The organism is Mycobacterium paraffinicum, assembly GCF_001907675.1.
In the GTDB taxonomy this organism is placed as follows: Bacteria; Actinomycetota; Actinomycetes; order Mycobacteriales; family Mycobacteriaceae; genus Mycobacterium; species Mycobacterium paraffinicum_A.
The window spans coordinates 333,535-352,417 of sequence record NZ_MPNT01000001.1 but is presented as its reverse complement, the minus strand read 5'-3'; the positions used below and the strand labels follow the sequence as shown (position 1 = coordinate 352,417).

The window sequence follows — 18,883 nt, the reverse complement described above, 5'->3', positions numbered from 1 at the left end:
TCTCGCGGACCCTTGCGTCGGTACGGCCCTCCCGGTCCAAGTCGGGAAAGTCGTGGCTCCCGATCTCGATCCACGGGTTGCGGCACGGAAATGTCGACGACTTCCGGTGGTCGGCGAGGGCTGCGGTCGCCGCAGCGGAAACGGGCCACATCCGGCTATTTATCTATCAAGGGGAAAAATTTGCCTGCGGTCATGGGTGCAGGGGGCGGACCCATCCCGCATTTCGCAGATAAGTCCAGCCGGGTACCGACCGTTGGTTGATCACCATGATGTCGGATTGGTGCTATCCGTTTCCGATCCGGCTGGCGCCGGCCGACCTGTGCCGGTCTGGGCGCACGACTGGAAGACGATTTCACGAGTCGATTCTGTTGGTGCTTGGTGACATATCTTTCCGGCGGCGCGATGGAGGTCGCCGGGCGACGTCGCGGTGATGCCGGACGTTCAACTGGCCCGCGGCGAGCGAGTGAGCACCGAAGCGGCTCCCGTCACCCGTGGCGTTCCAGTGCGACCTCGACGTCGCTGTGCGACGCCGGTGGCGGAGGACGGCGAGGAGTCGGCAATCGACGACTCGGGCGCTGGTCGTATATTCACGGATCGGACGGGTTTTTTAATAAGCATAAGTTGGGAGGTTGGTATGGAGATCAGCGGTAAGAAGGCCGTCGTTATCGGCGGTGCGTCGGGAATGGGACGCGCCTCTGCCGAACTGCTCGCAGCGAAGGGAGCAGACGTTGCGGTGCTCGATCGAGAGAGTTCCGACGGTGCCGCCGTCGCCGATGCCCTGGGGGGTTCGTTCTACCCGGTCGACGTCGTCGATTTCGTCGGTACCGAACAGGCGCTCCAAGATGCAGTCGACGGTCTGAGCGGCGTGCATATCGTCGTGACCACGGCGGGCGGCGGCATCATCAAGCGAACCCTGACCAAATCGGGACCGCACGACCTCGAATCCTTCCAGTCCGTGATTGACCTCAATCTCGTGGCGACGTTCAACATCAGTCGGCTCGCGGCCTCCCACATGGCCAAGAACGACCCGGAAGACGAGGAGCGCGGGGTCATCATCAACACGGCATCGATCGCTGCGTTCGAAGGTCAGATTGGCCAGATCGCCTACACCGCGGCGAAGGCCGGTATCGCGGGCATGTGCCTGACCATGGCGCGAGACCTTGGGTCCCTCGGTGTGCGGGTACTGGCCATCGCCCCCAGCCTGTTTCTGACAGGGATCACGAGCGTGATCACCGAGGAGATGGCGGCGCCGCTGGTGAAGGACGCTGCCTTCCCGAAACGTATGGGCCGGCCCGAAGAATATGCCAAATTGGTGGCGGCGATCGTGGACAACCCGATGCTCAACGGTCAGTGCTTACGCCTGGACGCGGGACAGCGGTTCGCACCCAAATGAGCGGGGACGCGCGCCGGTGCCTGCCCTACAGGTCCGGAAGTGATGTCGGGAAGTTCGACTTCTCGATTCCTCCGTCCAACTGAAAAGTCGCGCTGGTGGCGTAGCAATCGCGAGTACACAGGTACACGGTCAACCGTCCCACATCCGCCACGTCACCAATGCGGCGAAGGGGGGTCAACTCGTTGAGCCTGTCCTCCCAGCCGCGCAGCGCCGCCATGCCGGACCGAAGCCCGGGCGTCATGAACGTGCCGAGCGAGATGGCGTTGACGCGGACCTTGGGTGCCAATTCCTGCGCCATCGCCCGCGTCAATGATTCCAGCCCCGCCTTGGCCACGCAGTAGGACACGAATCCGCGCACACCGAACCGCCCGACACCCGAGGAGATGTTGACGATCGACCCTCGGCCAACCTCCAACATGTGTGGCACGGCGAGCTGACTCATCATGAACGCCGAAGTGACACAACGGTCGAACGTTACCCGTAGCTGCTCGTCGGTGAGGTTCAAGAACGGAGCAAAGGCCGCACCGCCCACATTGTTGACCAGGATGTCAATCCGACCGAATCGCGCTACCGCGGTGTCGACCACGCGTTCACTGTCGGCACGCACGAGTGCATCAGCGGTCAGGGCAATGCCTTTTCCACCTGACCGTTCGATCTCCCGGACGGTTTGATCGACCTCCGAGGAGGTACGCGCGGTGGCCACCACAGACGCACCGGCCTCCGCGAGTACGCCGGCGATTCCCTTGCCCACACCGCGTCCCGCGCCAGTGACGATTGCTACTTGTCCCTCAAGGTTGAACTGCTCGAGTGCCATGGGTGTGCCTTTCAGTCACCATCGCCGTTGCGCGCCGTTCGACGTCTTCCCGAAATGCCAGCAATCAGTGCGTCTTAGTTATCGGATTGACCGAACACCCTCTCGGGTCCTCACCTGAGCTCCGAACTGGTCGCCTCGGGGACATCAGCTGTGCGGCGGAATGCGGTCAGCGGATCGTCGCACGGCCACTCGTTCGGAAAGGCGCCAGCCTGCCGGGGTTCGCACGGCGATATCCCGATAGATAGTCGTGGTAGTGGCGGCATCGGCCCGGATGCCAATTCCCTTCGACAACGCCCGAACTGTTCCGGCCTCATCCTGGGTGACGATCACATTCGTCGAGTGATGAGCGAGTGGGTGCCCCGCCTCTGCGTCTCGCCAGAACTGGGCGATCCGCTGCCACCCGATGTGAACCCCGGCGCCGAAATCGGAGACGTCGTACACAGCGTCCTCGGTAAACAGTTCGTGCGTTCTGCTGTACTTCCGGTCATCGATGATATGCCCGTACAGCGAGATCAACTCGTGGATCGCGAGTCTGTCGTCGGTGGAAAACATTGCATCCCTCAATCCAGTCACGGCACGTCGTAGGTTGGCTGATCGATCGAGGCGACGACGGCACCGACACCGAATATAGAGTAATAATTATACTCTATAAGTGGAAAGCAAACGGCTGCGCTACGTTTGCACGATGGACAATGCTGTAAAGGAGGATCTTCGGGTCGAAGCCGATTCGACGTCCGATGGAGCCTTGCTGAGCGATCCGACCGCCTGCTTCGTCCAGGATGCCTACCTGGTGCCCGCCGTGCGTAACCTCACCAACGGCGCGACGAGTCTGCCGACCGGAGATTTGGCACGGTGGCCAAGCCGGACAGGTTCGCATTGCGAGTCCAGACGAATACGGTGGCGGGAGTTTCTCAAGTGATGGTCGTGTCCACGATTGTCGGGGTGTGCGGCGTCGCGGTAGCGGTGAGCGCCTGGGCGAAGAACGGAGATCGAAAATGACGGAAATCGACCTCGACGACTACCGCTCGGCCGCCCGGCAGTGGATTGAATCCAATCTCGAACGAGCGCAACGGCATACCGCCGGGGAGCGCGGCCGTGAGAGCGAGGAGGCGGTCGCGGCCTTTCGGGAACTTCAAAACCGCCTCTTCGATGCCGGCTGGGCCGGCATCGACGTACCTACCGAATACGGCGGCCAGGGTCTGTCTGCGGCGCATGCGGCGGTCTTCGCGGAGGAGGCCCGCGATTACGTACTACCCGATCTCGGGGTGCTGACGCTGGTCACGTTTGGCATTGTTTTGCCCTCCATTCTGGCGACGTGTACGGAGTCGTTCAAACGGCGCCACATTCCCCGGATCCTTGCCGGACAGGAGTTGTGGTGCCAGCTGCTTTCCGAACCGGGGGCCGGATCCGATCTAGCCGGGATACGCACCAAGGCCACCCGGGACGGCGATCATTGGACGATCACCGGCGCCAAGATCTGGAGCAGCGGGGCGACTCACGCCGACTTCGGCGTATGCATCACTCGCACCAATTGGGACGTGCCTAAGCACGACGGTCTGACCTGGTTCGCGATGCCGCTCAAGGCGCGGGGCGTCGAGGTCCGGCCCATCCGGGAGATCAACGGTGGATGGGAGTTCTGCGAGGTATTCATGGACGACGTCACGCTCGACGCCGATGAGGTCTTGGGCGAGGTCGACAAGGGCTGGTCTTTCACCCACACGATGCTCGTCTTCGAGCGCGGCGCGCTTCGTGGCGATCGCACCGAACTCCCCGAATTACTTGCACCTGATCTGGTCGAATTGGCCAGAGTTCGCGGCAATCTCGGCGACAGCCAGGTACGGCAGCTGATCGCGACCGGACACGTGTACGACGTGGTACGTGCGGCGCTGACGATTCGCGTCGAGAAGATCATGCGTGCGGGCGCGGGTGCGGGCAACCTCGCCTCGTACGTCAAGCTGGCCAAGGGCATCTACGACCCACTCCGGGCCAGAATCGGCATGGAAATCGCCGGTGCAAGCGCTATCGCCTTCGAATCGGGGGATGCCGGCTCGGCGGCGTCGTTGAACTACCTGAATTGCCGAATCCATTCGATCTCCGGCGGAACAAATGAGATGCAGCGCAACGGGATCGCCGAACGAGTGCTCGGGTTACCCCGCGAGTTGAACGTCGAGAAGGGCAAGCCTTTCCGCCAGGTACAGGCGGACGCGCGAAAGCGGTGAGCGCGAAGTGACCGGGATGGTCGGTCAGCATCGATCGTGACCCACGGCGGACTTGACCGCCCCGGTGGCCGTCGACGGGCTTTCGCGTGAGGACATCAGTGAAGGGCGACGATGAAGACACGCCTCAATCCCGAATCTCCGTACGCGCCTGGTCCGCTACCTCCGCTTCGGGGTGCTCGAATACCCGAAGAACTTTTCGAAGTTGCTGTCGTTGATCGGTTGTGAACTGTTGCGTGCTTGCGCCGATCGAAGAGTCGCCAATCGGCGCTGGGCCCTTTCCATCGCGGCCGTGTCACTTCCAAGTCGGGTCAACTCATGTTCCAATGCCGCGATCTCTCGACGCAGCCGTTCGCCGGCTTCGCCGAAGGTCAACAGATCATGATCGTCTTCGTCGACCCTCGTCCGCTCGGGGCCGTCAGCGGGTGGACCATTGCTCTTCATCCGAAGCCCTTCGCTCGTTGTTCGCCGTTCCTCTTATTCTTTAAACTATATAGTCGAGTTGAACGAGCCGTTGACGACAGGAGCGAAATGCCTCTCCAGGATCACCACCAGATCGTGTCGGTCGACGATCACCTCGTCGAGCACCCGCGGGTCTGGCAGGACCGGCTACCGACGAAGTGGCGCGACGCCGGGCCCCGGATTGTCGAGGTGGATGGGAAGCATCTCTGGAGTTACGACGGTCAGCTGTACCCCACGATCGGGTTGAACGCGGTCGCAGGCAAACCGCCCGAGGACTGGGGCATGGACCCAGTCCGGTACGAGGACATGATCCCAGGCTGCTATGACCCGATCGCTCGCTTGGCCGATATGGACGTCGACGGCGTACAGGCGGCCCTGTGCTTCCCATCGTTCCCGGGATTTGGCGGCGGAACCTTCCACCGGGCGGCGGACCGAGATCTGGCGCTGCTCTGTGTGAAAGCGTGGAACGATTTCTACATCGACGAGTGGTGCGCCACCGCGCCCGACCGCTACATTCCGCTTGCCATTCTGCCGGTCTGGGACGCCCAGGCCACCGTCGAAGAAGCCGAACGAGTGGCGGCCAAAGGGGCCCGCACCGTTTCGTTTCCCGACAGCCCCGTTCCGCTTGGCCTGCCCTCCTTCCACTCCGACCACTGGGACCGGCTATGGCGCGTCTGCTCCGAGGCCAAAATGCCCGTCTCGTTGCATTTCGGCTCGGGGGGATACGTACCCGGATTCTCGTTCTCCTCGCTCAAACCGGTGGATGGAGACGACCTGCGGAAGCCCGATGCTCCCTTTGCGGTGGCCATTGCGTTGTTCGCCAGCAATTTGCAGTGGACCACCGTCGATTTCCTGCTGTCCGGCAAGCTGCAACAATTCCCCGAGCTGCAAATCTGCCTATCCGAAGGTGGAATCGGTTGGGTGCCATATGTTCTCGAGCGTACCGACTTTGTCTGGCAGCGGCACCGCTACTATCAGGACATCGACTTCGACACGCGCCCATCGGACCTATTCAAAAAGCACTTCTGGGGCTGCTTCATCGATGATGAGCACGGCCTGAGAAACCGGCACAGCATCGGAGTTGACCGCATCACCCTGGAGATCGACTATCCGCACAGCGACTCGAACTGGCCGAACTCGCGGAAGCGGGCCGCCGAGATCCTCGCCGAGGTCCCGGATGACGAATGCTCAATGATCGTCGAGGAAAACGCCCGTCGTATGCTCAACTTCCCCCGCGTTCCAGAAGGCTGTCCTTAGCGGGTTTCTGCGTAGCGAGCGACGGCATCGTCAGCCGTCGTCGGGGGTCGACGCCCAACGATCTTTGATCAGTTCAGCGAGGTCACGCTTGCTCACTTTGGTCGAGGCGGTCAGTGGTACTTCGTCGCGGGAGCTCAGGAAGACGATCACCTTCGGAACCTTGTACGGTGAAAGTCGTTCGCGCAGAAGTTGGTTTATCTCACCATCAGTGATCGTCGCGCCGTCCGCGCGCACCACCGCAGCCGCGACGAGCTGACCCCGACGGTCGTCCGCAAGCCCGACGACATGGGCGGCCTCGATGCCCTCGAGCGCTTCGAGTTCACGTTCGACCTCGGGCGGCGATACGTTGGCGCCAGAAGTCTTGATCATGTCGCCCATCCGACCGACGAATCTCATCCGTCCTTCGTGGCGAACCACCAGATCGCCGGTGCGGTAAAACCCAGCCTCGTCGAATACCTGCGTTCGCAGGACCTTGTTCAATCGGGTGGCGAGCGTCGGACCTCTCACCAGAATCTCGCCGGGAACGCCGTCGGCCACGTCGGCACCGTGTTCGTCAACCAGGCGGACCACAAAGCCGGGCTGGAATTCGTCGAGCGGCGCGGCGATCGGATACGGCTCAGAGGGAAACTCGGTGCCCCAGGCGTACATCCCAAATGTTTCGGTCATTCCCAGCGACGGCACCGACTTGATCCCGGGGGGCAACGCCGGCTTGACGGATCCCGGCGGCGGCTTGCCGATGATCGCCGTGTTCGAACCCCACGTGGACCGTTGCGTGCACCGGGTGACGCCGCCGGCGGCCATGGTGGGGAAGAGCGACATAACCAGTCCGCCAACCCAGAAGAACGGCAAAGTCACGTTGGTCTCGGTCGCCGTGGTGAAGCCGAACATCGCTGCGAAGTAGCCGGCTTTCGTCAGGATCGCGCGTTGGCTGAATACCGCCCCTTTGGGTTCCGCGCTCTGCCCGGAGGTATAGATGCACAATGCCTCGTCGTCGGGGTGAACTTCGCTCTCGGCGTTGTCGAGGATCCGCTCCCAGGGGGCGTCACGCCCGGCGTCGACGACCCAGGCCATGTCGCGCGCCCACTGCCGCCCCGGCTCGTCGAGAACAACCGACCGCAGGAAGGGCGCTTCCGCGAGAGCCAACTCCGGACTCATCGAGGTCAGGTCAGGAAACGCATCGCCGATGACCTGCGCGAAATCGCGGTTCAGAAAAGACTTCTGAGCGACAAGCAGATGCAGGTCCGAATGTCTCACCACGCGCGCAAGCTCAGCCGGGCGCAGGAAGGTGCTCAACGGAATGCACAGCGCGCCAATCCTGGTGACGGCCGCCCACCAGGTCACCCAATCCGTGCCGTTGCCGAACAACAGTCCGACGCGGGTTCCCTTGCCGACTCCTCGTGCGAGCAGGCCACGTGCGAGCGCGCGCGATGCGCTGTCGAGTTCGGCATAGGTTAGGGAGCTGTCTTCGGCACAGATCGCCGGGTTCGGGCCGTGACGTGACGACAGATCCCGCAACCATGCCGGAACGGTGAGTGCGTTGTCGGTGGTGCCGTCGGACATGCCTCGTCCTTCCAGTGTCCGTGTCAACTGCGGCGGAGCCGACTGCGGGTGGCGTCGGACATCCGTTCGATGGCGCCGCGCCATTCGGAGTCTCCACCTTCTTCGCCCGGCCGGGCCACCGATACACCGGTGCGACACGCGATCAACCAGGGGGCGTCGCTGCTGGCACGCCGGAACCTGTCGCGGTACCGCCCGACGAGGGTCACGTCGGCGTGCCCGTTGGCGTCGCGCCCGATCACTTGGAAGTCCGTCTCCGCCGTTGCGCGATCACCGTCGACTTCGATGATCGGATTGGAGCTGATGTGCACCGATCGGGGCTCGAGAAACAGGCTCCCTTCTTTCGGCCAAGGCGTGAGCGTGGTTTGGAAGATCCTGGAGAAGAACGCGTGGATGGCATCTCGGCCTACGATCACCTTCCCGAACACCTGGAATGTCGCGTCGGTGTCGAACAGCTCAGCGATCGCATCGAAGTCGCCGTTGTCGTTGTAGCGCATGTAGCGCTCGATCACCTCGCGGATCGCGAGCTTATCCGCCCAGAGTGCTGTGTCGGTCATCATTGACCCCTTCGTGTTGCGAAGCGCCGATACCGCTCACGCGCCAAGCCGTGATGATAGGTCAATCGTGGCCTCCTATCGGTAGATGCGGGTGGGCGGGCCGTGCACGGCCAGGACGGCTAGCAGGCGACGTCGAGTTCCAGCCGCTCGAGGCGCCGGACCAGCAGGCTGGGCAACCAGTTGCCCACGGCATCAATCTCGATCCAACTGGTGCGCTTCAGCAGCATGTCGAAGACGATCTGCGCCTCCAGGCGCGCCAACGCGGCACCGACGCACAGGTGTGCACCTTTTCCAAATGTCATGTGATTCTTGTTTCTTGGCCGATCGAGCCGGAACGTGTCGGGATCCTCGTATTGGAGCGGATCACGATTGGCCGAACCCCAGAGCAGCAGCAGATTCGACCCCGCGGGAATATCCACTCCCTGCAGAGTGGTGTCGTGCATGACGTGTCGATAGTGTCCCCGGAAAGGGGGTTCATACCGCAGGGCCTCCTCGATGAACGCCCCGAGCAGTTCGGGAGACGCTCTGAGCTGTTCTTGGGCGGCGCTGTGCGCGGCCAAGACGTGAGCGGCGCTGCCCAGCAACGACGACGTGGATTCTCCGCCGGCGCTGAACAGCGTGCCCATGATGACCTGGGCGGTGAGTCGATCGAGCTCATCCGACGCGCAGGCTGTCGCCAGATCGCCGAGCAGGTTGTCCTGAGGGTCAGCGGCGGCCAGCGTGAGGTTCTCGTCCAGATACGCCATCATCTCCAGAGCGGTAATACCCGCAGCATTGAGCTCGTCTTCTGAGAGCAACCCCTCGAGCAGCTGCGTTCCGGCGGAACCCCATCGCTCGAGTCGCCCTACGTCGTCGCTGGGGACTCCGATGAGCCGGGCAACAACCATCATCGGCAGTTTGTTGGCCACTGCGCTCATCCATTCGATGCGGCCTGCGACCAGGTTCGTGGCCCAGATGTCGTCGGCCGTGTCGCGGGCAAATCTCTCGATCGAGTGAATCCTCTTGGCTGCCAGTTGCGGAACGATCTGTTTACGGTGTGCGGCATGCGCGGGATCGTCGGCGGTCGCGAGCACGTGCGTCGGCGCCCCGAGCGGTGCCATCTGGAAGGGCACAACATCACCCTCCCGGGTGTATCGCATTGTTGCGACCAGGTTGGAGGAGAAGTCTTCCGTTCGAGCGACGGCCTCGTGGACCGCAGCCCAGGTGCACGCCGCGTAGAAGCCCGAGTCGCCAATCCGGTGCACAGGGGCAGCTGCTCGCATGCGCTCGTAAAGCGGATAGGGATTCTGTATGGCGTCGGCGTCAAACAATTCGATCGCGTCTACGTTGACCATCGTGCTCCTTATCGGCTTGACCGAGCTTTGGTGATTCACCACCGCCGCAACAGCATTGCCGTCGTACCGCTGTTGGCGGCACCGACGCCGACCGCCGCAAGCGCGGCACCATCGACCTGGCGATCGCCGGCATGGCCCCGAATTTGCAGACAGGCCTCGTGCAGATGGCCGAAACCATGCAGGCGCCCGCCAGACAACTGACCACCGCCGGTGTTGATGGGCAGCTCGCCTCCCAGCGAGATGCGTGCGGGGTCGCTGATCCACTCGCCGGATTCGCCGACGTCGCAAAAGCCGAAATCCTCGAGCCAGCACAGGACGAAGACGGCGAATCCGTCGTACAGCGAGGCGACGTCGACGTCGGTGACACCAAAATCGGTGCGGTCCCAGATCGTGGACCACCGTGAGCTGATCCGGGTGATGTCTTCTCCGGCCTCCCAGGTATGCCGATCGTGATGGGCGCAGTCAAGGGCTTCCACCGCGACGGCGGGGTGATCGAGGGCGTCGGCATGTTCGGCCCGTGAGATTACGAACGCGGTCGCTCCGTCGCAGGGAACGTCACAGTCGTACATGCAGAGCGGTTCGGAAACCATCCGTGCACCCAGATAGTCGTCGAGACTCATCGGGTCGGTGTAGATCGCCGAGGGGTTGAGCTTCGCGTGCGCGCGCTGGGTGATTGCGATGGAACCTAGTTGCTCACGCGTGAGGCCGAAGCGTTCCATCCGTGCTCGCAGTTGGAGCCCGGCCATATTGGCCGCAGTGGCGCCGAACGGCAGCTGCCATGACATCAGGCCGGTCGGCCGGCCGCCCTCCGCGCCATAGCCTTTGCGCCGTCCGCTTCCCTGCGCCGTGCCTTCCCAGATGCTGCGCCAACACAGCACGTGGTTAGCCAGCCCACCAGCGACGGCAAGCATGGCGGCGACCACCGCACCGAGTTGACCTGGGGACTCGACCCCGCCGGCGACCCAATTGGGCTTGATCCCAAGCGCATCGTGGATGTCCCTCAACGACCCGCCCGAAAAGCCCAGTCCGGCTTGCGAGGGACCGGGATAGGTCGTCAATCCGTCGATATCCGCCAGGGTCAGGCCCGCGTCCGCCACCGCGGCGATGCAGGCGTCGGCGGTGAGCTGCAAGGGCTTGCACCCCAGCCGCCTACCGATCTTCGATTGTCCGATGCCGCTTATGACGACGCGATCAGAGATGGGGTCGGACATCAGCGCTCCGGCTCGAAAACGGGGATGAAGATCTCGCCGTCTCCCGGCTCGAACACGACACGGACCGGCATCGACGTGGTGATGTCGGCGGGATCGACATTGATCAGGTTGGTGATGATGCGAACGCGGTGGTCCTCGATCGGTGTCACCAGAGCGACGATGTAGGGGGGCGTCAGGCCCGGAATCCACGGATGAATATTCACGGTCCAGGATTCGACGCGGCCGCGTCCGCTCACCGCAACGAACTCCGTCTCCCCGTGGTCGTGGGGGCAGCGGAGTGTCGGAGGATGGATCAAACGCTCGCACGACAAACACTTCTGCAGCCGCAGCACACCCTCGGCACCCGAGGTCCAGAACTGATGATTCAGCTCGTCGAGCCCGGGCAGGATCCGCATACCCGTATCAGCCACCGAGCATCGACCTCAACCGGTACGTGCCGGATATACCGGAGTCACCCATTCGCTTGCTCCTCACGCCTGATGGGAGTCGAGCACATGCGCACGAATCCTAGTTTACGCATTCATATAATAGATATACCGATATCGGCCCCTATGGCCGACATGGACCGCTGATCGGCGGCGGGCTGTAGGCGTAACAATGTGGTGTATCTTCTAACGGATGAGTGCCGGCTTGTCGCATGTGCGCGTATGTGATCTGAGTGGACAGCTCGCCGGCGCGGGCGCGACGAAAATCCTGGCGGCATTCGGGGCGCAGGTGATTCGGGTCGAAGACCCTCTCACACATGGCTTGTGGGACATCCTGCGCGGGGCCGGCCCCTTCGTCGACGACCGACGCGGGATCAACATGGGCGGTGCATTCAACAACCACAACGTCGGCAAGCAGGGTGTGACGATCAACCTTCGGACCGAGGCGGGCAAGTACCTGCTCCGTGAGCTCATCGGTGTCAGCGACGTGGTGACGGAAAACTTTTCATCCGGCGTGCTTGCCCGCCTTGGCTTCGGCTACGAGGAGATGAGAAGGGTCAATCCGGAAATCATCTATGTGTCCAACAGCGGATTTGGCCAACACGGACCCTACAAGCGTTTCAAGACGTGGGGTCCCATCGTTCAAGCCATGAGTGGTTTGACGTTCAGCTCAGGCTTGCCGGACGAGGAACCCGCCGGCTGGGGCTACTCGTACATGGATCACGTCGCCGCCTACTACATGACCGTCGCCGTCCTCGCCGCCCTACACCATCGGGAGCGAACCGGATCGGGACAATGTGTCGATCTGTCAAGCGTGCCGGCAGGCATTGCGATGTTGCCCACGGAGGTCCTCGATTGGACAGTGAACGGTCGTGCCGGGCGCATGCCCAATCGGCCGGGTGGCAACCGCGCCGACTTCGACGAGATGGCCCCACACGGCATATATCCGTGCTCTGGGGAGGATCGCTGGATCGCCATCGCGTGCCGCGACGACGCCGAATTCCGGCGATTGGGAAAAGTGCTCGATGAACCAGGCTTGGCTGCGAGGGAATTTTCGACGCTACAACAGCGGCTCGCCGCGGTGTCCGAGATCGATCGGTTGATCGGTGATCGCAGCCGAACTCGCGATGCCGACTCGCTGGCACGGGACCTTGTCGGTGCCGGGGTCCCCGCCAGCGTCGTCAAGCGTCCTCGGGAGCGCATCGACGAAGACCCGGAGATGAAGGCATGGGGCATGTTTCCGGCCGTCACCCATAAGGAGATCGGTGAAGTCCGAGTCGAAGGTTTGCCCCTGAGGATGTCGGCCTCGCCGTGGACGATGTCGGCGGGGGCGCCGTGCCTCGGCGAGCACAATCGAGAGATCTTCGGCGGCCTCCTTGGACACAGCGCCGAAGAACTCGCCGAATGGACAAGGTTGGGTGTGATCTGAGCGCACTAAACGGGCTCCGCGTCATCGAGGTCAGTGATCAGTTCACGGCCGTCGGCGGTCGAATGCTGGCCGAACTCGGCGCCGACGTCATCGTCGTGGAGCCATTGTCGGGCTCGCCACAGCGCCAACGCCCGCCGTTTGCGCGTGATGTCCCCGGGCCGAACAGCAGCCTTCGGTGGTGGGCGGGCAACGTAGGCAAGCGGGCCGTCTCATTGGACTTGGCCGACCCGGCGGCTGTGGACTCTCTGTGGGCATTGGTGCGCACCGCCGACATCGTGATCGCGGGGGACCGCGACCTTGTCGATGGCGCGATCGGGTATACCCGCGCGATCGCTGAGCATCCGGAGCTGGTATGGGTTGCGGTGACAGCTTTCGGACTTCACAGCTCTCGATCGGACCAACCTGTCACCGACCTGACGGTTCTCTCGGGTGGGGGGCCGGTATGGAGTTGTGGCTACGACGACCACTCGATCCCGCCGATTCGCGGGGCGGGGGACCAGTCGGTAAACCTCGCCGGGCTCTACAGCGTGATCGGTGCTCTGGTCGCAATCGCTCATCGCGATCAGACCGGAGAAGGCCAGCTGGTCGATGTCAACGTCAATGCGGCATGCAATGTCAGCTCGGAACATACCACCCAACATTGGCTGATCGGGGAGCAGACTTGTCTTCGACAGACCGGACGACATGCGTCCATCTACAAGAGTTCTCCTGTCCAGATCCGTTGTGCGGATGGAGTATTCGCTACCACCGGCGTGCTGCCACGCAAGCCAGAGGATTTCGCTGACCTTTACGCCTGGCTGACGGAGCTCGATCTCGTCGAGCAACTGCCCGAGGCGATCTTCCTGCAGATGGCGGCCGATCGGGACGCGCCGCTGGACCTCGCCAAGATCGGCGTCGACGATGAGACGACAGCAACGATGGCGGCCGCGCGCGACGCGGTCACGTTGATAGCATCCCGCATGCCGGCCAAGCAGTTCTTCATCGAAAGCCAGCAGCGCGGCTTTCCGGCCGGTGTGATCCTTTCGCCCGATGAGGCCTTTGAAGATCCGCACAACATCGAGCGCGGTTGCCAGATTGAGATCGCCTATCCAGAAACACAATCCGCATTCCGATACCCGGGCGCCCCATACATCTTCAGCGAGACGCCGGCATCCCCGCTACGCCGAGCACCGCACCTGGGTGAACACAACGCCCTGCTCGACGAGCTATCCGGATAGCACTAGGTCGACAACCGCTTGTCCATGCGCTGTTTCGCAATCGAGGCATGGCTTGCCTTCTCGGGTGCAAGGACGCGTCGAAGGGCTCGGCAACGCACTCCAATTGCGGTCAGATAAACGGAACCTTCCGGGTAAAAAACCTATTAGATGCATTAATATAGCGATTTATGACCTCGATCTCCGTGCTGCACCACCTGGCGGCCACGACGCTTCCCCCGCCGCGGATGTTCGTCGGCGGCAACTGGGTCGAGGGTGTTGCGGACCCGATCGCACATCAGCATCCCGCGACCGGCGAAACGGTGTTCCAGACACCCGCTGCTGATCGGTCAACCGTCGATGCCGCTGTGAGCGCGGCGCGAAAAGCGTTCGACGAGGGCCCATGGCCGCGCCTTCCCGGACGGGAGCGGGCACGGTACTTGCGTAAGATCGCCGAACTCATCCGAGCTGACACGGCAAATCTGAACGCCCTTCTGTCACTTGATAACGCGACCCCCGTTTCGTTCGTCGGCTTCTATCAGATGGGCGCCGAGTATCCCGCGGACCTCTTCGACATCCACGCGGGCTGGATCGACAAGATCACCGGTGAGACATTCCCCGCCTGGGACTCCGGGCAGCCGTTCGTGTTCACGAGTCACGAGCCCGTCGGTGTCGTAGGGATAATCACGCCGTGGAACGCTCCGATGAGTCTCTTTGCCCAGAAGGTCGCTCCGGCGCTGGCCGCGGGATGCACAATCATCGCCAAGCCATCCGAGCTGGCTCCGCTCACGAGCTTGAGACTTGCCGAGTTGGTTGCGCAGGCCGACCTGCCGCCCGGAGTGCTCAACGTGATCACCGGTCACGGCGACCCGGTGGGGGCGGCGCTGGTCGAAGATCAACGGGTGGACAAAGTCTCGTTCACCGGTAGTCGCGCTGTCGGTTCCGCAATAGCGTCTAGCGTCGGTGCGCGAATCGGTCGCGTCTCGCTGGAGCTGGGCGGCAAGAGCCCCGGGTTGATATTCCCCGACGCCGACCTTGGCATGGCGGTCGCCCTCACCGCAGGCAACGCGTTCCTTGGGTTGTCCGGCCAAGTGTGCGTCACCCAGTCCCGCGTCCTTGTCGATCGATCGGTCTACGACCAGGTGCTCGAGTATCTTGTCGGGTTTGCTTCGGGGGCATCGTTCGGGGATCCGTTCAATCCGGCAGTCTCGGGCGCCCCCATGATCAGCCGAGCTCACATGGACCGAGTGCTTGGACACATCACGCGGGCAGTCAATGACGGCGCGACGGTGGTCTCGGGAGGGGGCCGGGTGGCGGATACGCCGGAGCACGGAAACTTCGTCGCACCAACGGTTTTGGTGGACGTAGATAATTCAATGCCGGTTGCGCAAGATGAGATCTTCGGCCCCGTGGTGTGCGTCATTCCCTTCGAGGATGAAGCGCAGGCCATCCGCCTCGCAAACGACACGCAATACGGCTTGGGTGCGGCGGTCTACACCGGTGACATGGGCCGCGCGCTTCGAGTGAGCAAGGCGCTGCGGGCCGGCAATGTGGGTGTCAATACGTGGACGTTGCCTGCAAACGCACCTTTTGGCGGTATGAAGCAGTCGGGGCTGGGGCGCGAGAACGGGCGCGACGGAATCTTGGAGTACCTCGAGACGAAGACGACCTTCATGGCGTAGCGCCGCATCGGCATAGTCCAGACATCCGCGTGTCAGCCCGATCAGGAGGATTTAAATGCAACGTTTGACCGGCAAGGTAGCCCTCATCACAGGTGCTGCGCGTGGTCAAGGCCGCAGCCACGCCGTCCATCTCGCCGACGAGGGGGCCGACATCGTCGCCCTCGACATCTGCGGTGATATCGAAACGAACGGCTACCCGTTGGCGACGCGGTCGGATCTCGACGAAACGGCGAAGTTGGTCGAGAAGGCAGGCCGCCGTGTCGTCTCTGCGGTTGTCGATGTCCGGGATCGTACGGCGCTCAAGAAGGCGGTCGGCGATGCAGTGGCAGAGCTGGGCGGCCTACACGTGGTCGTGGCGAACGCCGGCATCTGTCCGCTCGGTCCCGATGTTCCTGCCGCTGGCTTCACTGACGCATTCGATGTCGACTTCGTCGGCGTGATCAATACCATCCACCTCAGTCTGGCGCATCTGGATTCCGGCGCATCGGTGATTGTCACCGGGTCGATCGCAGGACTGTTGGACATGAAAGATATGGCCAGCGGCGCGGGGCTGCAGGGCTTGGGGGGCGCCGGCTACGCACTCGCGAAGAAAATGCTGCGCGAATATACCAAGGGCTTAGCGCTCAGCTTGGGGCCGAAGCAGATCCGGGTCAACACGATCCATCCGACCAACGTGAACACCGACATGATGCACAACATGCCCATGTACCGGACCTTCCGGCCCGACCTACCGGAACCCACGCGTGAAGATGCCGAGCTGGTGTTTCCGCTGATGCAGGCGATGCCCATCCCTTACGTGGAGCCGGAAGACGTTTCACACCTCGTGGTCTATCTGGCCTCCGACGAATCGCGTTATGTGACGGGTCAACAGATCTTCGTGGATGGCGGGGCCGGCATGAAGCTGGGGTTGTAGTTCAAACACGCTCAGGTCGAAGGCGTTCCGAGTCGGTGCGATTGCCGGCGCGTTCGGCTGATCTGCTCCGTCACAGGTGAATGGGGAGGCTAGCGGGACCGCGCACAGAGTTGGTGTGCACGTATTCGACCTCGTCCTCTACGACCTCCCACGTCGGAAATCGCAAAAGGGTCTCCTCTAACGCCACCCTGGCCTCCAATCGAGCCAGCGCCGCGCCTAGACAGAAATGCGCGCCGTGCCCAAAGCTGATATGACGAAGGGCGGTTCGCCGGACATCGAAGACGTCGGGATTGTCGTACTGGCGCTCGTCGCGACCCGCCGAGCCGGTGATGAGTGCGACTCGAGCCCCCGCCGGGATGGTGGTGTCGTGGTAGGTGGCGTCTCGGATTGAGTACCGGCCCTGCACAGGCGAGGGCGCTTCGAATCGAAGAATCTCCTCGACAGCGTTACCTATCAAACTTGGATCGGACACGAGCTTCGCTCGTTCGTCCGGATATCGTGCAAGAGTGAGTGCGGCCGAACCCAGCAGGCGAGCGACGGTTTCATTACCGGCCAGATTGACCAAAGCGATGAAGACCAGGAGCTCGCCGTCGTCCAGTCGGCGCGTTTCGCGTCCGTGCTGTATCAAGTCGGCGGCCATGAGATCGCTGACGATGTCGTCGGTGGGGTCCGCGCGGCGCGCTTGCACCTGCTCGTGGTAGTAGGTCATCAGCTTCATGTGACTCTCGCGACCGTGATCGGATAGTTCCACGGTTCCCTCGTCGCGGTGAATCTGCGCGTCCGACCACTCGCGCAGGTTGTCGTGGTCTTCCTCAGGGAAGCCGAGCATGGAGCTGATCACCATGACTGGCAGCTTCATCGAGAAGTCACGGACGTAGTCGAATCCCTCCATATCCAGGAATCGGTCCAAGTACCCACGGCACAACTGCCGCACCCGGCCTTCGAGCTTTGCTACCGTGCTTCGGAAGAAGGTGCGGTTCACCATCTTCCGCATCGCGGTGTGCTCCGGCGGATCCATCATGATCATCGCCCTCGGAGGGTCCCAGGGCTCGGCGGTGATCGCATCCAGGGTGACACCGTGTTCCGATGAGAAAGTTCCCGGATCCAGGGAGGCCTCGACGACGTCCGCGAACCGGCTGAGCGCGTAGAAATCGTGCTCTTCGTTGTAGTAGACCGGCGCCTCATCGCGCAGTCGCTTCCACACTGGGAATGGATTCTTGTGCAGCGATCGGTCGAAGGGGTCCCATCGGAGAGCGGCAGAGACCATTTGACCCATCCCTTCCTCGGCGTAGCCTCACCATCTCTGGCAATCTGATAAATCATCTAACGCTATCATCGGGTTGGCGCGAGCGGACGCATCGCATCGTCCGGCGTGAGTCCGAGGTGGTCCGCTTTAGTTGCGATCCGAAGCCGTCACGATGTTGTGGAGATCAGAACCGAATGCGGTTCGGCTGGGCTGCAATCCGGTCGAGACGCAGCCTTGTGCTGCAAACCGTCTCATTGATAGGATCCCGAATCCTATCTATAATTTAGTTTCGCTGTATGAAAACTGGGGGCCAGGCCCAATGGTGAGCCGGGAAAGTAAGCACGACTTCAGCAGACCGATAGCGCAGCAGCGCAAGCGCATCTACACCGCGTGCGCTGCATGGGCCACACTCCTTGTACTGGCGTGCATCCTGTTGGTCGGCGCCGGCGTTTTCCCGTTGGAACCAACCGGCTTCATCATGACCGCATTGCTTATTCCGGCGATCTTCACACCTCCCATCGTCGCGTGGCGTGATGCTCCCGGCGAGAGTCGGACTCAACTGGAAAAGGCCTACGAATTCATCCTCGTCTGGTTTCCAATCACCGCGATTGGCAGCGAAATCGCCTGGGAGCTACCGTGGCTCGTTGGCGATCTGTTCGGGTGGATGAACTTCACCGGGAACGACCCTTGGGGCTTCTACTGGTCGTTCTACGGGTTCGCCGATACTCGCTACCTCGAGAGTGACCCATCTCTGTGGGCAATGGAGGTCGTAGCGGTGGCCGGCGGAATCAGCATGCTGGTTCAGTTCCTCCGCTTGCGGAATGCCAACGCCGATGACCGCACGCGGATCAATGCGCTGTGGTGGAGTCTGTTCACCGTGTCTCTGATGGTGGCTGTGTGCGTGATCTACTACGTCTCGGAGATTCGGTTCGGCTTAGTCCACCTACAGCAAGGCTTCTGGGGTCTGACCGTGAAGATCATCTTGGTCAACATTCCGTGGATGGTCGCACCATTGATCACCGTGCCCCTGTGCGTGAGGTTGCTTTCCTATCTGATCCGGCAAGACGCGTTGGCGTCGGTGGGTACCACTGACGATCCCGTCCGCCGAACCGCTGAAGCGAGCGCCACCTAGCGCGCATTTCAGTTAGTTGCACGATCGGATCCGCGGCGACCAGCGGAAGGCGTCGCTTTGCC

At 62.4% G+C, this 18,883-nt stretch carries 17 protein-coding genes; 9 read left to right on the top strand and 8 right to left on the bottom strand.

The window, feature by feature from the left end; translation table 11 throughout:
* The first annotated feature begins 634 nt into the window (after positions 1 to 634).
* A complete protein-coding gene (locus tag BRW65_RS01645) occupies positions 635 to 1,393 on the top strand; it encodes an SDR family NAD(P)-dependent oxidoreductase (protein ID WP_073870474.1) in 759 nt (252 codons plus the stop codon).
* A gap of 25 nt (positions 1,394 to 1,418) precedes the next feature.
* On the opposite strand, the gene BRW65_RS01640 is transcribed toward BRW65_RS01645, so the two are convergent.
* Positions 1,419 to 2,207 carry an SDR family NAD(P)-dependent oxidoreductase gene (locus BRW65_RS01640; RefSeq protein WP_073870471.1) on the bottom strand — a complete coding sequence of 263 codons (789 nt, stop codon included), beginning with the start codon at positions 2,205 to 2,207 and terminating at the stop codon, positions 1,419 to 1,421.
* Positions 2,208 to 2,351: 144 nt separating this feature from the next.
* Entirely contained in the window at positions 2,352 to 2,759 is a 408-nt protein-coding gene (locus BRW65_RS01635) for a nuclear transport factor 2 family protein (protein WP_073870468.1), read from the bottom strand.
* 100 nt (positions 2,760 to 2,859) lie between these two features.
* On the opposite strand from BRW65_RS01635, the gene BRW65_RS31125 reads away from it, so the two are divergent.
* The 3 genes from BRW65_RS31125 to BRW65_RS01620 all read left to right on the top strand — a co-directional run bounded on the left by BRW65_RS31125 (position 2,860) and on the right by BRW65_RS01620 (position 6,142).
* On the top strand, positions 2,860 to 3,126 hold the full coding sequence (locus BRW65_RS31125; protein WP_139272813.1) for a hypothetical protein: 267 nt from the start codon (positions 2,860 to 2,862) through the stop codon (positions 3,124 to 3,126).
* A gap of 76 nt (positions 3,127 to 3,202) precedes the next feature.
* Entirely contained in the window at positions 3,203 to 4,426 is a 1,224-nt protein-coding gene (locus BRW65_RS01630; RefSeq protein ID WP_073870466.1) for an acyl-CoA dehydrogenase family protein, read from the top strand.
* Positions 4,427 to 4,954: 528 nt separating this feature from the next.
* Positions 4,955 to 6,142, top strand: coding sequence for an amidohydrolase family protein (locus BRW65_RS01620; protein WP_073870460.1), 1,188 nt, complete (start codon positions 4,955 to 4,957; stop codon positions 6,140 to 6,142).
* A 30-nt stretch (positions 6,143 to 6,172) separates the two neighbouring features.
* Here BRW65_RS01620 and BRW65_RS01615 read toward each other — a convergent pair whose 3' ends face one another.
* The 5 genes from BRW65_RS01615 to BRW65_RS01595 all read right to left on the bottom strand — a co-directional run bounded on the left by BRW65_RS01615 (position 6,173) and on the right by BRW65_RS01595 (position 11,211).
* The gene (locus tag BRW65_RS01615; protein WP_073870457.1) at positions 6,173 to 7,702 is read right to left on the bottom strand and encodes a class I adenylate-forming enzyme family protein; all 1,530 of its coding nucleotides are present in this window, start codon (positions 7,700 to 7,702) and stop codon (positions 6,173 to 6,175) included.
* Between the two features lie 23 nt (positions 7,703 to 7,725).
* Positions 7,726 to 8,256, bottom strand: a complete 531-nt coding sequence (locus BRW65_RS01610; protein WP_167373977.1) for a nuclear transport factor 2 family protein — start codon at positions 8,254 to 8,256, stop codon at positions 7,726 to 7,728.
* 119 nt (positions 8,257 to 8,375) lie between these two features.
* Positions 8,376 to 9,590 (bottom strand): cytochrome P450, encoded by a 1,215-nt coding sequence (locus BRW65_RS01605; protein WP_073870451.1) that lies wholly within the window; start codon positions 9,588 to 9,590, stop codon positions 8,376 to 8,378.
* 35 nt (positions 9,591 to 9,625) lie between these two features.
* A complete protein-coding gene (locus BRW65_RS01600; RefSeq protein ID WP_073870448.1) occupies positions 9,626 to 10,801 on the bottom strand; it encodes a thiolase family protein in 1,176 nt (391 codons plus the stop codon).
* Complete coding sequence (locus BRW65_RS01595; RefSeq protein ID WP_244167954.1) at positions 10,801 to 11,211, bottom strand: Zn-ribbon domain-containing OB-fold protein; 411 nt, start codon at positions 11,209 to 11,211, stop codon at positions 10,801 to 10,803. The genes BRW65_RS01600 and BRW65_RS01595 overlap by 1 nt, the downstream gene beginning before the upstream one ends.
* Before the next feature lie 208 nt (positions 11,212 to 11,419).
* Between BRW65_RS01595 and BRW65_RS01590 the strand changes: the two genes are divergently transcribed.
* From BRW65_RS01590 to BRW65_RS01575, 4 genes are all read left to right on the top strand, one after another.
* A complete protein-coding gene (locus BRW65_RS01590) occupies positions 11,420 to 12,655 on the top strand; it encodes a CaiB/BaiF CoA transferase family protein (protein ID WP_073870442.1) in 1,236 nt (411 codons plus the stop codon).
* Positions 12,631 to 13,872, top strand: coding sequence for a CoA transferase (locus BRW65_RS01585; protein ID WP_073870439.1), 1,242 nt, complete (start codon positions 12,631 to 12,633; stop codon positions 13,870 to 13,872). The genes BRW65_RS01590 and BRW65_RS01585 overlap by 25 nt, the downstream gene beginning before the upstream one ends.
* Positions 13,873 to 14,039: 167 nt before the next feature.
* On the top strand, positions 14,040 to 15,530 hold the full coding sequence (locus BRW65_RS01580; protein ID WP_073870436.1) for an aldehyde dehydrogenase family protein: 1,491 nt from the start codon (positions 14,040 to 14,042) through the stop codon (positions 15,528 to 15,530).
* Between the two features lie 55 nt (positions 15,531 to 15,585).
* Positions 15,586 to 16,443, top strand: a complete 858-nt coding sequence (locus BRW65_RS01575; RefSeq protein WP_073870433.1) for a mycofactocin-coupled SDR family oxidoreductase — start codon at positions 15,586 to 15,588, stop codon at positions 16,441 to 16,443.
* A 70-nt stretch (positions 16,444 to 16,513) separates the two neighbouring features.
* Here the strand turns inward: BRW65_RS01575 and BRW65_RS01570 are convergent, their stop codons facing one another.
* Positions 16,514 to 17,470 (bottom strand): cytochrome P450, encoded by a 957-nt coding sequence (locus BRW65_RS01570; protein WP_244167952.1) that lies wholly within the window; start codon positions 17,468 to 17,470, stop codon positions 16,514 to 16,516.
* 538 nt (positions 17,471 to 18,008) lie between these two features.
* Here BRW65_RS01570 and BRW65_RS01565 point away from each other — a divergent pair.
* Complete coding sequence (locus BRW65_RS01565) at positions 18,009 to 18,821, top strand: hypothetical protein (protein WP_073870430.1); 813 nt, start codon at positions 18,009 to 18,011, stop codon at positions 18,819 to 18,821.
* Positions 18,822 to 18,883 lie beyond the last annotated feature (62 nt).